Below are 14,804 nucleotides of genomic sequence, written 5' to 3'. Positions count from 1 at the left end.
ACCCGCAATTTATTGGTTCGCAAAACCAATGGGTTATGGCGTGTTTGATGAGAGGGGCTGAATACGTCCATCCTGGACTCTGGAACCCTCGCTATGGCGTAGGAGTCGAGTATCGGCCAATCAGTTGCACGCCGGTGTAACTGCTATAGCCGCGAATCATCACGTGATAGGTGCCCGCACGAACCGTGCTGATGGTGCAGGTTTCATTATTGCCGCTGAGGTATGGACGGCATTCGTAAGCGCTGGTGGTCGGCGCGGACCCGAATCTCACATACAAATCGGCATCGCCGGTGCCACCGCTCATCTGGAAGGAAAGGCCATAAGCGCCCGATGGAACGACCATGGTGTAGTAGCGCTCGCTGCTTTTTGCACCAGAAATATTGCCTTTCGGCACGCCCTTTTGTAGTTGGCTATCCGGCGGCGGGTTCGCCGTGACGGTTACGCTGCGCACGGTTTGGGCACTGGCGCCTCGGTTGTCCGTGACCGTCAATGTCACCGCATAGGTCCCAGCAACCGCGAACGTTCGTGTCGGGTTCGTCGCCGTCGAGCTTGATCCATCGCCGAACTCCCAGCGCCTTGATGCAATGGTGCCGTCGGCGTCGGAACTCGCATCAAAGAAACTCGCGGTGGCATTATTCGTCGTGAAGGTGAAGTTCGCGACTGGTGCAACATTTGGCGGCGGGGCGGTCACGGTGACGTTCCGGGAAATCTGCCGGGCCTCGCCGTCATTGTCAGTGACTGTCAACGTGACAACATACGTTCCGGGTGCCGTGTAAGTGTGCGCTGGGTTGGCAACTGTTGAAGCAGTCGAGTCGCCGAAGTTCCAACTCCTGCTCGTGATCGTGCCATCTGGGTCGACGCTCGCATCGACAAAGCTCGCGGTCAGATCATTCGCGCTGAAACTGAAGTCAGCGACAGGCGCCTGATTGACATTGAGCACTTGAACACTGACATCGTCCGTGGCCGTTTGACCAGAATCGTCGGTAACGACTAGCCGCAGAGTCACGACACTGTTCGCGCTGACTTGGGGGGCAGAGAAGCCCGTCTGGGCGGCGTTTGGATCGGTCAGAACGATGGCAGGGCCGGAGGTCTGCAGCCAGTGGAATGATGCAATCGAACCGCCGTTGTGAGCGGTTCCCGATCCGACCAGTTGGCCCCACTCACCTTCGGCAGTCACTTGATCCAGGCCCGCGTCTGCCTGTGGTGCATCGACGTCGATATGAACCGTGGTTCGGTCCACGGACGCGGTGCCGTCGGCATAGTGAACCGAGAGGCGAAACGTGAGCGTCGTGGTCTCGAACGGCGTGACGAAACTCGCAATTGGTTGGTCGGTGTTTTGCAGCGCCACGGGTGGGCCAGAACTCTGTGACCAATGCCAAGCCGTGACCGGTGCGCCTGCGTTGGTGCTGCCTGAGAGTTCGACCATAGGCCCGTGTGCGCTGACAATCTGGTCGGCCCCGGCATCCACGGAATAGGCACGCGCTGAGTACATGGCAGTTTGCGATGCCTGCGCGCCGTAAGCCGCCCAAGCCACACGATGCAGACCTTGTGCATCGACTCTGGCGACCGGATTCACCTGCATCGGAGTTGACGCGGGCAACGGCGGTTCCTGAAGCACCATGAACTCGTCGGTGAGCGGCGTGCCGGCCGCATCGAAATAACGGCCATCAATCGTTGTTCGCGACTCGGCAGCATGTTCGCTGCTCCAAACCAACAGGACTTTTCCGTCGGCGTCCACGGCCGCCGCGGCCGTGACTTGGTTGTCGCTGATGTGCTGATTGACAACAAACTCAGGGGTGACCGGCGCGCCGATAGCGTTGAACAATCTTGCCCGGATGCCCCAATCGTTCGCGTCACATCCATAGCAATCCCAGGCGATTGCAGTGAGTCCCGAGGCATTGCGGGCAATGGTTGGATTGCGTTGGTCGCCGTAGTAGAGCTCGCTATTGACCAGAACGTCATCGCTGACCGCATGCCCCGCACTGTCGAATACACGATAGGCAATATCTGTGCCGACTCGGATGCCTTTAGCCTCCCACACGATCGCGAGACTGCCGTCTGCCGCAAGGGAGATGGCTGGATTCACTTGGTCGTAGGCGGTGTTGGTGTTGACCATCACCTCGGGCCCTTGGGGGGTTCCGTCGGTGTTGAACTGACGCATGAAGACATCACCAAATCCATCTTGCACGCCGCTGCTCCACACCACGACAAACCGACCGTCGGGCCAAACCGCAATGGCAGGGTCGTAATGGGCACTATTGACGTGACTGTGCACCACGATCTCGCCAGTCAACGGTTGGCCCGCAGCATTGAATCGTCGCGCTCTGACCGAGCCTCGGCCAGTCGCCAATGTGCGCGTCCAGACTGCAATTGAATTGCCCTGAGCGTCGATGCCCACCGAAGCATCCTCAACGAGATCACCGTCGCTCGCATTGACGACAAACGTGCCGCCAAGTGGCGTTCCGTCAGATTGCAGACGTTGCCCGAATATTCGGTCGGAGGCAATTGTGACCGGGTTGCGATCGTTCCAGACACCGATCCCGGTGCCGGCTTGGTTGAAGTCGATGCCGACACGTGTGCTGTAGGCACTGAATTGCCGGAGCGACGGACTGAACGGTGCTGCCGGACCAAACGGCGACGACATTGCGTTGCCAGCGAATGCTGCCAGCAGGCTGAAGCATAGAATGGGAATGGATCGGTTCCTGATCACGGTGTGACTCCTGGTTTTGGTTCGGTGGCGGGTTTGAAAGCCCGGGGTGGACTTATTCAAACGCTCTGTATTGCGCTGCTTGGCCGGTGACAGCGTCCGCGCAGCCGCGCCACGCTGCCGGCCCGGCACGTGTCGCGGCTGGGGTCATTGTGTGGCCGCGGCGTTGCCCGAGGAATCCGAAAAGTGTCAAGCGTTGACGCGAACGGTTGACGATTCGTCAAGTCACGGTTCGTAGTCGATGCGGTTTGGAATCTCGCCCGGATGATTCGCGGACGCTCCATTCCTTGCGAAGAAGATCAAGTTGTTGATCAACAGCGTGCAAGCGATCGGGTAGCTGCCCAAAGTAGGGCGGGACTTGCGTCAGATCGCAGCGGATGTCCAGTTGGCAGCGAGCATTCTCGTACCCACTGCAGCAGAGCCATCGAATTCCCAAGGATCTGAAGATGCTGCCGTCGGGCTGCGCACTACAGGCGCTCCGCAGCACAGTTGCTCGCATGGCAGCTCCAATGAAACACGCCGTAACCCACTAGGTTTTGCGAACCAATAACTTGCGGTCGGCGACGATTCGGACGGCAAGTAGCCCCCTCCCCGGGCCCTCCCCCGCGATCGCGGGGGAGATAGCCGACTCCCTCTCCCACGCGAGTGGGAGAGGGCTGGGGAGAGGGCTACTTGCCACACTGCGCCGTTCTAAGAATCACGCATTGTGGCCAACAGTTTGATGCGCGAATAAGCGCACCAAAGGGGCGGCTGGACGCCCAATCGTGTCTGGCGATCCTTGCTGCCACTGGACAGCAATCGTGGCGGTGTAGCATCCTGCACGCGCCCCCTAGGAGCGCACGCCATGGCACAGTTTCGTCGGTCGAATCGAATCGTCCGTCCGTTTGATTCGTCCCAAATCCGCGCATGGCTTAGCGGCATGCTGTTGTTCGGCATTTCCGGTGTCGCGATCGCGGGGGCGGATCCCTGCGCCGCCGGCATTGGGGCGTCGATCGCGGTGTCGACCGAAGGCGCTCCCGGGAGTTATACGGTCAACGGCGCAAGCAATCGGAACTTCACGGTGGTGCGTGGCTGTTCATATACCTTCATGGTCAGCGCGTCTGGACACCCGTTCCTCCTGAAGAGCGTGCAAGGCGCTGGTTCCGGCAACCAATACAACGACGGTGTCGCCAACAACGGCGCCCAGACTGGCACCATTACATGGACCGTTGCCGCAAACGCGCCCGGCGCCTTGTTCTACAATTGTCAGTTTCATCCGCCGATGACCGGGACGATTACGGTCATCGATCCGGATCCTGCGTTGTTCGGTAACGGTTTCGAAGACACACCGCCGGGCTGATCGACCAGCGTCGTGTGCCGCAACTAGCTCGAGTCAATTTCTCGCCGATCACACTGATCCGACGTTGCGCGTTCTCGCCGTAGAATCCGCTGCGTCTTATCCTTACGCCTTGCATTGGCTCGAAAAGCTTCCAAATGCGCTTCAAGCTCTTTGCGGAATTCGGCACTGTTAGCCGTCGGTGCTGGGCAGACAAATTCGATCGCGGGGTAGGCCCACGCTTTGGAACCATCCCCGGCTGGAGGCGGCCTCACGCTGCCGACTTCGAGCGCAGCCAGCATTGGGAGGCTTCTGAGATTCGGCTCAGAAAAATAGGAATAGCGGCTGTCCGGGAGGTCCGATCCACAGGGTTAAGCCCAGAAGGTCCCAGGGCGCTAACTTGTCTGCTCCAGCGGGCCGAGGCCTACGCCTGGAAACGCCTCTTGCCCAGCAGTCAAGCAAGCGTTATTGGACTCAGCTGCTTCGCTTTTTCCGTGCTTGCAGCACTTTCAATGATGGCGGCATGGCGCGGACTTTAGATTCCAGGGCATCAAAGATAGGGTTCCAGCGCGATGGGATTTCTTGTTTGCGAGCGATCGCTTCTGCCATCAGGCTGCAGAGTTCGAGCGCCAAGGGCGATTTGCCTTCGCTCCACACTTTCAGCAATACGTCATTCTGCCAAGTGCCGAGCGTTCCCAGGCGCCAGCTTTGCTTGGCTGCTTTTTGCCATTCAGACAGCACATCGCCATGGTTCGTTATGAGTGCCCGCACGGGCTGCCGACGCTCGCCGAGCACGGCTTCAGCATAGGCATCGAGTCCTTGCGACAAGGACTCAGACGGATCGGTCGAAATACCAATCGCGACGCCCATAGGCAAGCGAATGAGCGCAGCACCGATGGTGCTTTCAGCGTTGCAAGCATCCTGAAAGGGCTGACACAGTGCCGACGCAATATCCGACATCCAGCCCTTGACGCGCGGTTGCGCAATCATGAACTGCCGATCACCGTTCAGGTCTTTCCAGCATCGCGACAGGCTTGACCACGTCCCCACCACGTAAGGCGACGCGAACAGTGTCACGATTCCGCCAGGCGCTGGGCGTTGCACTACGAATCCGACCTCACCGGCATCGACTACGAGTTGATCGGTGGCTGGACTTGCACCGCCGCGAGAAGAGCTCTTGCTCCCGATGATGTCGGCGGATACTTTCTTGCGCGAGGTAATCTCGACTGTGGAAATGGTCACGAAGACCGCCAGCAACGGGTGCAGCGGTGAGTGGACATTGCTGCGATCATGGCTTGGCTCCTCATCTGAGGTGGGACCCTAGCAGAAATTCGCTTTGTCATCTTGCTTCATGCCTGCAGATCTGCCACTCGGCGCCCGATGCGCCGTGATTTCGGAATGATAAGCGAGGATGCTTGGGGATGCGACCAACCTGCCAGTGTTGGTGCGGTGGAACCGCTGCTTTGTTTTGGATCAGTTTGCTCAAAGCGATCTGAAATGCCGCTGCCGCGCCTCTGAATTGGTCTAAGGCCCCCACAAGCCGGGGCGCGAAAGGCCTTGCACCAACGTCGAAGGACGGGCCCCTCATGGTAGGCGCCGGCGCAGCAGCCAACCCGCGAAGTGCGTTTGGCCGCTGATTACCGGGCATGCTATTTTGCCTAGTTATGATCAGTTGCAAGTCCATTGCGCGTCGGTAATCGCGCAAGGAGCCTCTGAACAAGTTCAGAGGCGACGCAGGCCATGGATGGCCTGCCCAGAATCAAGCGCGCAAGTGCTTGATTCTGGAGCAGCGAGTCCGGACATGTGCCGGACTCGGTGCGGGTCTGAAAGTCCAGGATGGACTTATTCAGACCCTCCCTAGCTTACTGCCGGCCGCGAAGACCCAAAACGATCAATGACACTGGCGCGGCGAGGGGACCGCCCCGCGACCAACATCCTCACGAGGAGAGTGCAGTGCCTTCAATTCGTTCTTCGCTTCAGTCCGCCTTCGTCACGTCGCGTTTGGCGGTCCTGAGCCTTGCCGTCATGTTCAGCGCGTCGCCGGCATTTGGCGGCGGTACGCCGGACCCCAGCAATGTCGCGCTATCGACAACGAACCGCAACGCGTTGATGGAGATGCTCGGTCCTGATCGAGGCTTTGGCTTCGGCGACTATCTCACCGACCGCGTTTCCGGTTTACAGCGGGGTGGGGCGGTCGAGACTTACGACTTCTATATCGAAGTGCCGCCGGGTCAGACGCAATTAGTCCTGCAGATCTTTGACGCGGACGCCGGAGCCGGCGACAACTTGGCGACCCCTATCGTCAACGAAGATCTGCACGACGAGAACAACGCCACGGGCAATTGGGAAATGTCCACCACCTACCAGCTCTTTGATCCGAGCGGCGTGTCGGTCGCGATCCGAAATCTACCCGGGCAGGACTGTGATCCGGCCACTGCAGGTCTTCAATCCTTCTGCGACAACGCTTGGAGCGACCTTGGCGCGTTCACCATCCCTAACCCGGCGCCTGGACATTGGCGGCTCGCCATTGGCAGCCCGAACACCGCGCTGACCAGCGAAGACGAATCCAATTCCTACGGGCTTCGGGCCCATGATGGCGATGCCTCCGCAAGCGGTAACGAATTCCCCATCTATGCGAATACGTTCGTGGGCGTCGGCCAGGTCTATACATCGAGTGCTGGGGCTGATCCGGGCTTTTCGCGTACACACGATTTCTTCCCGTTCATTCGGCGCGACTGCACCTGCGAATCGAACGACTTTGACTCTGATTCGAGCGCTCCGATCGACGAATCAACGGTGTTCACGACGCGCACCGGCGCGACGCCCACTGGCAGTAATGGCACGCTGTCACTGGCCACGTTGTGGCGACAGAACGTGCTGACCAATTGGACCACCGAGCAAGACGCCAACGACTATGGTTTGTGGCGCCTGCGCTGGACGACGGGTCGCTTCAATCACATCACGTACTACATGGGCGATGACACCAACTTCGATCCGTCGAATGCGGCCCCAGGCCCCGGCAATGGCGTGGAGCCCAACTCCAATCCAGAGAACGGCGCCATTCGCCTCTATCTACCGGCCGATGGCTCGCGCCTGTTCGGGCTCGCTGGTGGCGCCAATGACGCCGTCAATGCACCGCTCAAGCCGTGGGTAGGCCACAGCTGGGCGTTGGTTGCCGGCGAGCCGCCGATCGAGGCCAATGTCACCTCGATTGTGCGAATGACCATCACCGTCGCGAACCCGACCGCGTATCCGATTCAGTTCTCGAACGTGACCGGCGGACCCAACGTCATCGTGGCGACTTTGCCAGACAACGGTGGTCAGACAACGTATGTTGCTGGTTCAGCCACCATTACGGGCGGAGCCGCAACTGCCACCAGCGTTACGGGCACTGGCCCATGGACGCTTACGTTCGCTCCTGGCGTCATCGCTGCTGGTGTGACCGCCACTTTGACCTACGATATTCAGGTGCGTCCGACCGCCACGGGGCTTCCGAAGTCGCTCTTCTTTGTTGGTACGTTCGGTACGGCGACCCAGGGTTCCTATATCGACGAAACGTGCGCTAACGCCAGTGGCGGCGCTTCGGTTTGCGGTGCCACAGCGCTGACGAACGCGACGCTGTCGATTGGTCCGCTTTGCCGGCTCACGGCACTCGTGACCACGGCGCCCTCGCTGGCGGTCGCCAAACAGATCAATGGAACGGTGACCGATAACGGCAACGGCACCTTTACCGTGCCGTTTCGCCTGGTCGTCGAAAACCTCGGCACCACGACGATGACACCATTGCAAGTGACCGACGATTTGGCAGCGGCGTTTCCGGCGCCTTCCAGCGTGGTCGGGGTCACGGCGGTGAGCACCAGTATTCTCTCCGGTGTCGGCACACTCATTGGCAATGGCGCATACAACGGTGTTGGCGATACGAACCTGCTCAGCGCTGGCGGCAGCTCGTTGAATGCCGGCGCCGCCGGGCAAATCGATTTCAGCGTCACCTTCAATCCGAATGGGATGCCAGGTCCGTTCTTCAACCAAGCGATTGCGTCCGGAACCACCAGCCTGGGCGGCACGTTTGTTGATTCCTCAGACGACGGAACCGATCCTGATCCCGACGGCGATGGCATCGGCAATGAGGCCGGCACGGGTTGCCCCAGTACGGTGGCCGCGACCAACTGCGAGAATGATGCGACGCCCATTCAAGTCAGCGGCGCCAATGCGATCGGTCTCGCGAAACAGGTCAGCAACATCATCAATAACGGCAACGGGACGTTTACCGCGAGCTTTGTGCTCACGGTCGAAAATGTCGGAAGCTTGAACTTCACCAGCGTCCAGGTGACTGACGATCTCGTGGCGACCTTCCCAGCGCCGGCCAGTGTGGTATCAGTGACGACGCCGGCGGTGTCGATCGTCAGTGGCGTGGGCACGCTCGCACCGAACGGGGCGTTCAATGGCACCAGTGATACCAACTTGCTGAATTCCGGTAGCAGCACGCTGAATCTGGGTGCAGTGGGTCAAATTTCCTTCGATGTGACCTTCAACCCTGCCGGCAGCGCTAACTTTTCAAATTCTGCAATCGCCGCCGGCAGCAACACGACTGGCAATGTCACCGACACCTCTGACGATGGCACCGACCCCGATCCAGATGGCGACGGGAATGCAAACGAGCCTGGAGAAAACGATGCGACACCAATCCACGTCAATGCCGCCAATGCGATCGGTCTGGCGAAGCAGGTCGGCAATATCGTTGATAACGGCAACGGGACATTCACCGCGAGCTTTGTGCTCACCGTCGAAAATGTCGGAAGCTTGAACTTCACCAGCGTCCAGGTGACTGACGATCTCGTGGCGACCTTTCCGGCGCCGGCCAGTGTGGTCTCGGTGACGACGCCGGCGGTGTCGATCCTCAGTGGCGTGGGCACGCTCGCGCCGAACGGGGCGTTCAATGGCGCCAGTGATACCAACTTGCTGAATTCCGGAAGCAGCACGCTGAATCTGGGGGCGACGGGTCAAATTTCCTTCGATGTGACGTTCAATCCAGCGGGTCAGACCAACTTCTTCAACGCCGCACTCGCCAGCGGTAGCAATCTCAGTGGGAATGTGACCGACGCATCGGACAATGGCGCCGACCCCGATCAAGACGGCGACGGGAACGCGAACGAACCCGGCGAGAACGATGCAACGCCGATCACCGTCACCATCATCGCCGGTCCTATCAGGGACGTGCCAGTGGTCAACGACATTCGTGTGTGGCTGCTGCTGATTGCGGTTCTTGGCATTCTCGGCGCAGTGTCCCTGCGCCGCGCTGCTGACTGACCGAGCGCGTGTCGACTTGGTCTTGGTCGAAATAGGCGGGCTTGAGCCCGCCTATCTCTGGTGTCGATGGACGGCCAATGAAAATAATGGACAGCTGAGACTGGTGGACAGCCCCTTGGCTTGGGACCGGCTTGGATCGGCAAACACGTGGGTGTTCACGCGTTCGCGCGTGGGAGCTATGGTCGCATCGAAGGTGCGCTTATTCGCGCAGCAAACTGTCGGCGACGATGCGCGATTCTTAGAACGGCGCAGTGTGGCAAGTAGCCCTCTCCCCAGCCCTCTCCCACTCGCGTGGGAGAGGGAACATTTCTCCCTCACCCGCGATCGCGGGGTGGGCCCGTGGAGGGGGTTACTTGCGGTCAAAATCATCACCACCCGCAATCTGTTGGTTCGCAAAACCAATGGGTTATGGCGTGTTGGATGAAAGGCTTTTGAGATTCAGCTCAGAACAATCGGAAAGGTGGCTTACCACGAGCGCCAGTCCACGAGCGCCAGATGATGGTCGGGCCGAGGGAGCGCCCGAATTCAAGCTTCGCGACGTCATGGCTCGTTGATCTGTTCGCCCGAAGCGCTACCACCTGCCAGAGCGCCAACATCGTCAACGGGCGGTTCGGTGTCCGGGATCTGAATCTGGACCACCTTCTCGTCTACAAGCCAGACCCGCAGTTCGGTGTCGCGTTGCCGGTACGTCCAAACCTCGATGGCCGGACTGTATTCGTCAGCCGGAATCAGGTCTTTGCGATCCGGCTTTCCACCGGCCGACAACACCTTGTCGGCGCCATCGCCCTTGTCAATGAGCTTCTTGCCGAGCAGGACGCTCTCGGCATGTGCATCGAGGCTCAGGCAGATTAGGATGGCAAACAGGGCGCGATACACGGCGGACTCCAAAGATCGGGTAAACAAGCATGGCATCGGCATATTGCGATGCAGTTACCGTTTTGATCGTGATGGAGTTCGCAGAATTCGGGGGCTGTCGGCCGAAATCGTCTCTGGACGAACTCCATGCCAGTCCAGGCGTCAATGAATCGGTTCACGGACTTTCATCAAACGCGCGATCACGGGATAGGGCGCGGTTTTGCGTCGTCGAATTGCGATCGGAAATGCTTACAGCCGGTGGCAATGCGCGCCTATCGCGATTTGCGATTTCGTGGACAGCCGATTTCGTGGACAGCCACTTTTCCATCGCATCGCCTCCAGTTGGAGCCCGCAAGCGGCACCATGGGAGTACGGCGTTGAATTTGGGATGGCACGAGGCATACGGATTTCTGGAAATCGGCTCAGAAAAAGCCGAAAAGTGGCTGTCCACGAGGTGTCGTACGACTAGTCAGGGAAACAGCCGGCGATCGAGTAGGAGTGAGGCCCGCCGGATCGAACCGGCGCGCCTCGGCTCAATTTTCGAATCCATCCAGAAAGATCAACGGGCCACTAGACGCTGATGTATTGATTGTCGCGGTGTTGTCGGTGGTCGATGGATCGGTCACACCACCGCCCACCACGGCGGTCACGGAATTCGTCAGTGTGCCAGTGGCGATTTCGTGGACAGCCACTTTTCCGTCGCATCGCCTCCAGTTGGAGCCCGCAAGCGGCACCATGGGAGTACGGCGTTGAATTTGGGATGGCACGAGGCATACGGATTTCTGCAAATCGGCTCAGAAAAAGCCGAAAAGTGGCTGTCCACGAGGTGTCGTACGACTAGTCAGGGAAACAGCCGGCGATCGAGTAGGAGTGAGGCCCGCCGGATCGAACCGGCGCGCCTCGGCTCAATTTTCGAATCCATCCAGAAAGATCAACGGGCCACTAGACGCTGATGTATTGATTGTCGCGGTGTTGTCGGTGGTCGATGGATCGGTCACGCCACCGCCCACCACGGCGGTCACGGAATTCGTGAGTGTGCCAGTGGTGCCCGCGGCGACCGTGCCATTGACGGTAAACGTGGCGATGCCGTTCATCGGCAGCGCGATGTTCTGCGTGATGTTCCCGCTGCCCGTTGCGGGGCATGTTGCGCCGCCAGTGCCTGAACAGGTCCAGGTTGGCGTCTGAAACGCTGACGGAAAAATATCGACGACGGTTACCGTCGACGCGCTAACCGGTCCGGCGTTATCGATCACGATGGTGTACGTCAAGGGCTGGCCAGCGGTGTATTGTCCGGGCGTCGTGGCGATGCCAACGCCGACGTCAGCTTCATTTGGCCCAGCAGCGCAATCGACGACGGCACGGATGACCCAGTCACCCTGGACCAGTAGATCTGCGGAGTTGAACCAGACAAAATTGCCGGGCCCGATCTCTGCAAACAAGGCGTTGCGGCCAGGAGTGTTGCCATCGGTGTCACGGACGACGCTCGGGTCCGATGCGCCGATGCTGCTCGCCATTTCGAGCGCGACGACAAATGTTTCGCCGCTCGTGACAGGTACGATCAACGGCACGGTATTGTTTTCGTCGAGGAAACGGAACTCATTCAACACATTGTCAGTCAGTACAGGACCGCCGATTTCTTGAGCCAGGGGACCAGGAATCGGAAACGTTCCGGCGCGATGAATGTCGATGCCGAAGTGGATCGTGTTGCCGGATGTTCCGGATGGCGAACGCCAGAAGATCTGGATGGCACGGATGTTGCCGTTGCAGGGCGATGTCAGCCAGGACGCCGCCTTCTCGCCCTCGGCGAAGCCCGCAACAATGGTTGCCGTGCCGAAATTGCTCAGCGAATCATTCTGGACCGTTACTTCCGCGGCAAGGGCGCCGCCAGCGAAGCAAGAGGTGCACAAGAAACCCAGCGCAGGGAGTCGTGCCATCGTTGTCCTCCAAGGTGATCCAACCGAACACCGCTCGGACGATAGACCGTCACCAAGGACTGGATTTGTGACGCAGTTGGCGGTCAGGCCGCGGCGCTTCTGTCCCAGGCGAGCTGCCGTCACATCGCTGGAGGGCCAGTCAGCGTTAGCTGCCACCTGGGTTTGACTTGCGGTTGGTTGATCCCAAACCGATCAGCTCGCCCTTGCAGCGTGGTTGCCGCAAGGCGGCAAAGCGATCTCAGGGATGGCTCGTCTGCCTGGATCGTCATCACATGGCTGGATTTGCTTCAGCCCTTGCCGGCGCCATCGTCGCCGTAAGCTGTGGCTTTCACTGGTTACTCGAATTTGTCCTTGACCGACACGGTAAATCGATACGCACTTCCCATATCACTATCCGGCGATGCATCGTCATGTCCGGACGCACCAAGGACGACGACACCCACATGCGTCGCGAGTCCGCCGCCAAAGAGCCTTGAGCAGCCCCGCTGCCGTTTAGCCAAGCGCTGCCCTGTGCCCAAGCTTGCCCAGGCTAGGTTGTCGGTCGGGTAACGCGTCGTATGCGGCGCCGACGGCGTTGCCAGTGGTATTGAGTTCCTGCGTGTCCGCGATCAGCAGTTGGTGGTTGTTGGTGAACATCAAGATACGACCGAGGTACTCGGTCCTTGTCGCAGCTGGACAAGTGATTCGCCGCGCTTGTGTCTAGGCTGATCGCCAGTCATCAAACGAATGCGCTTCTGGATGCCGGTGTGATCGGACTTCTTCGGGCAATTGGTCATTTGCGCTCGGATCGTATTCAAGTCGGCATAGACCATCGACGCCAAATAGGCGTGCTCATCAAGCAGCGCAACCGTCTTGAAGTCCCCTCCCAAAACCCCCAGTGCAGTGATCCTCGAGATTCGCCCGACGTGCGATGGGTTGTTTTAGAAATCGCATGTACCAACTGAGATTGCAAAGCCAGGCGCGGTACCGAGCGACCATTTCTGGTGACGCGGCATTTTGCGCAATCCGTCGCTTGATCACTTCCTCATCTTCGGAATTCGGACCTGATCGCAGCCACAAAGCCCAGCCATCCGGACGAAGCGACTGATGCAGTGGTAGTAGCCGTTGGTGTTAGGCGGAACGGTGCGATCGCGGGGGGGGGGGCCGTTTGGGGAGCCTTCCGTGGCTGAGGGAAGCGTCATGGTGGCGGCCTGGAGCACCCAACGCATTGGGAGATTTCTGAGATTTGGCTCGGAAAAATCGGAAAAGTGGCTGTCCAGGGAGGTCTGTCTTGACGCTTCACCGGTTTCGCCGGCGCACTCATTCGAATCCGTCCCGAAAAACCAACGGACTCGCACCGTAGGCACTCATTGCCATGGTCGCCTTGACCGGATTAGTCGTGATTGCCGTAATCGCATAATTGCCAACGCTCGACACAATCCGATAAGCCGGCACCACACAGAAGTTGTTGGCGCCATTGCAGGCCACGCTCATCGGATTTCCAGGATTCACGCCTATGCCGCCGTGGCTGCCACTGATCACCACGCTTTCATAGATCAGCAGGTTTGCTGTCGTCGTCGTGCCCGTAGAGGCGCTGTGCGACGTGGCATTGGTTGTTTGCTCGCCAACGGTCAGGATGGGCATGACCGGAGTCGAGACATCGACCCCATCAAAACGTGACGCGCTGGCACAGCTCGTTTCGCCTGCAATATCGGCAGCCGAATAATGCAAAGTGACTTGATCGCCCGTCTGCAATGCCTGAGTAATCGGCGCGACAAAGGTGAACGCGCGCAAGTCGAAATTGTCCAGATGAATGCGCGACATCGTGCCGGTATAAACATTGCCACGGTTGTCACTCACCTGGGTGGGCGATGCCATCGTGGCGTTCTTGCTTGTCCCTGCGGCCAGCATCAATGCGCTACCCACCGGCACTGCGCCAGTAATAGTCACCACGTGGTTGCCGCCCCCTGCGGGAATCGACACACACCCGGCGCCGCGGTCGCCAGCAAAGACCTGCGCTTGGACTGAAGTTGCGATGGAGAGGCTGCCGATTGCGCATAGTGCGCCAAAGATTGTCCGCATTGCATGCATCCCGATGCCATCCCGCTGTTGAACTTGTCGATGTATCCGTTCCACTGCTGAGACTAGTATGCCAGACCGAGTTCAGCAGACAACAACTGCGAACGAATTCATCGGCGCAAACGCCAGAACCATTCCGATACCGCCAAATCAGGCACAGCCCTTGTTGTGATCGGCGCGAGCCCCCGATGACCGGCATTCGATGCGTGACCGGCAAACCGCAGGCAGGGTCCAATGGGGCCGACAGAACTGAGCAAGCGGTCAGAAACGTGGCTGCCCACGAGGGGGTTATCTTCAAAGGAAAGGTGATGAGCCCGCGGCCAAACAGATGGTCGGACAGCATTGGACAGCCACTTGCCGCGAGCCGGTTTGGGTTCGGCACGCTGATGGGTGTCCACGGGTTCCCGGGTTCCACTGTGCATTGGGAGATTTCTGAGATTCGGATCAGAAAAATCGGAAAGGTGGCTGTCCAGGGGGGGCTTGGCTGTCCAGGGGGGCTTGGGGCTTGGGGTCGGAAAATTCGGAAAAGTGGCTGTCCACTAGGGGTTTCCACTAGGGGTTCACTAGGGAGGGTCTGAACAAGTCCCGCAATTTCTGGTTAGATACAGGTGTTGCGGCGAGGTTATTT

8 protein-coding genes are annotated in these 14,804 nt (G+C 59.3%); 2 read left to right on the top strand and 6 right to left on the bottom strand.

Features of this window, described 5'->3' with window-relative positions; all coding sequences use genetic code 11:
* Positions 1–91: 91 nt before the first annotated feature.
* Positions 92–2,710: a PPC domain-containing protein gene (locus C7S18_RS10370; RefSeq protein WP_146151864.1), complete on the bottom strand. Its 2,619-nt coding sequence runs from the start codon at positions 2,708–2,710 to the stop codon at positions 92–94.
* Between the two features lie 841 nt (positions 2,711–3,551).
* Here C7S18_RS10370 and C7S18_RS10365 point away from each other — a divergent pair.
* Positions 3,552–4,046 (top strand): cupredoxin domain-containing protein, encoded by a 495-nt coding sequence (locus C7S18_RS10365; RefSeq protein ID WP_106891492.1) that lies wholly within the window; start codon positions 3,552–3,554, stop codon positions 4,044–4,046.
* A gap of 450 nt (positions 4,047–4,496) precedes the next feature.
* On the opposite strand, the gene C7S18_RS10360 is transcribed toward C7S18_RS10365, so the two are convergent.
* Complete coding sequence (locus C7S18_RS10360; RefSeq protein WP_146151863.1) at positions 4,497–5,264, bottom strand: hypothetical protein; 768 nt, start codon at positions 5,262–5,264, stop codon at positions 4,497–4,499.
* Between the two features lie 711 nt (positions 5,265–5,975).
* Between C7S18_RS10360 and C7S18_RS10355 the strand changes: the two genes are divergently transcribed.
* Positions 5,976–9,329: a beta strand repeat-containing protein gene (locus tag C7S18_RS10355; RefSeq protein ID WP_146151862.1), complete on the top strand. Its 3,354-nt coding sequence runs from the start codon at positions 5,976–5,978 to the stop codon at positions 9,327–9,329.
* Positions 9,330–9,869: 540 nt separating this feature from the next.
* Here C7S18_RS10355 and C7S18_RS10350 read toward each other — a convergent pair.
* From C7S18_RS10350 to C7S18_RS10330, 4 genes are all read right to left on the bottom strand, one after another.
* Positions 9,870–10,205, bottom strand: coding sequence for a hypothetical protein (locus C7S18_RS10350; RefSeq protein ID WP_146151861.1), 336 nt, complete (start codon positions 10,203–10,205; stop codon positions 9,870–9,872).
* 512 nt (positions 10,206–10,717) lie between these two features.
* A complete protein-coding gene (locus tag C7S18_RS24470) occupies positions 10,718–10,876 on the bottom strand; it encodes a hypothetical protein (RefSeq protein WP_170113211.1) in 159 nt (52 codons plus the stop codon).
* 213 nt (positions 10,877–11,089) lie between these two features.
* The gene (locus C7S18_RS10340) at positions 11,090–12,118 is read right to left on the bottom strand and encodes a DUF11 domain-containing protein (protein ID WP_106891487.1); all 1,029 of its coding nucleotides are present in this window, start codon (positions 12,116–12,118) and stop codon (positions 11,090–11,092) included.
* Positions 12,119–13,417: 1,299 nt separating this feature from the next.
* Complete coding sequence (locus C7S18_RS10330; protein WP_146151860.1) at positions 13,418–14,179, bottom strand: hypothetical protein; 762 nt, start codon at positions 14,177–14,179, stop codon at positions 13,418–13,420.
* Positions 14,180–14,804 lie beyond the last annotated feature (625 nt).

This window comes from Ahniella affigens, from assembly GCF_003015185.1.
In the GTDB taxonomy this organism is placed as follows: domain Bacteria; phylum Pseudomonadota; class Gammaproteobacteria; order Xanthomonadales; family Ahniellaceae; genus Ahniella; species Ahniella affigens.
Note: the sequence above shows the minus strand (reverse complement) of the source record. Positions and strands in the feature narration are given on the sequence as shown.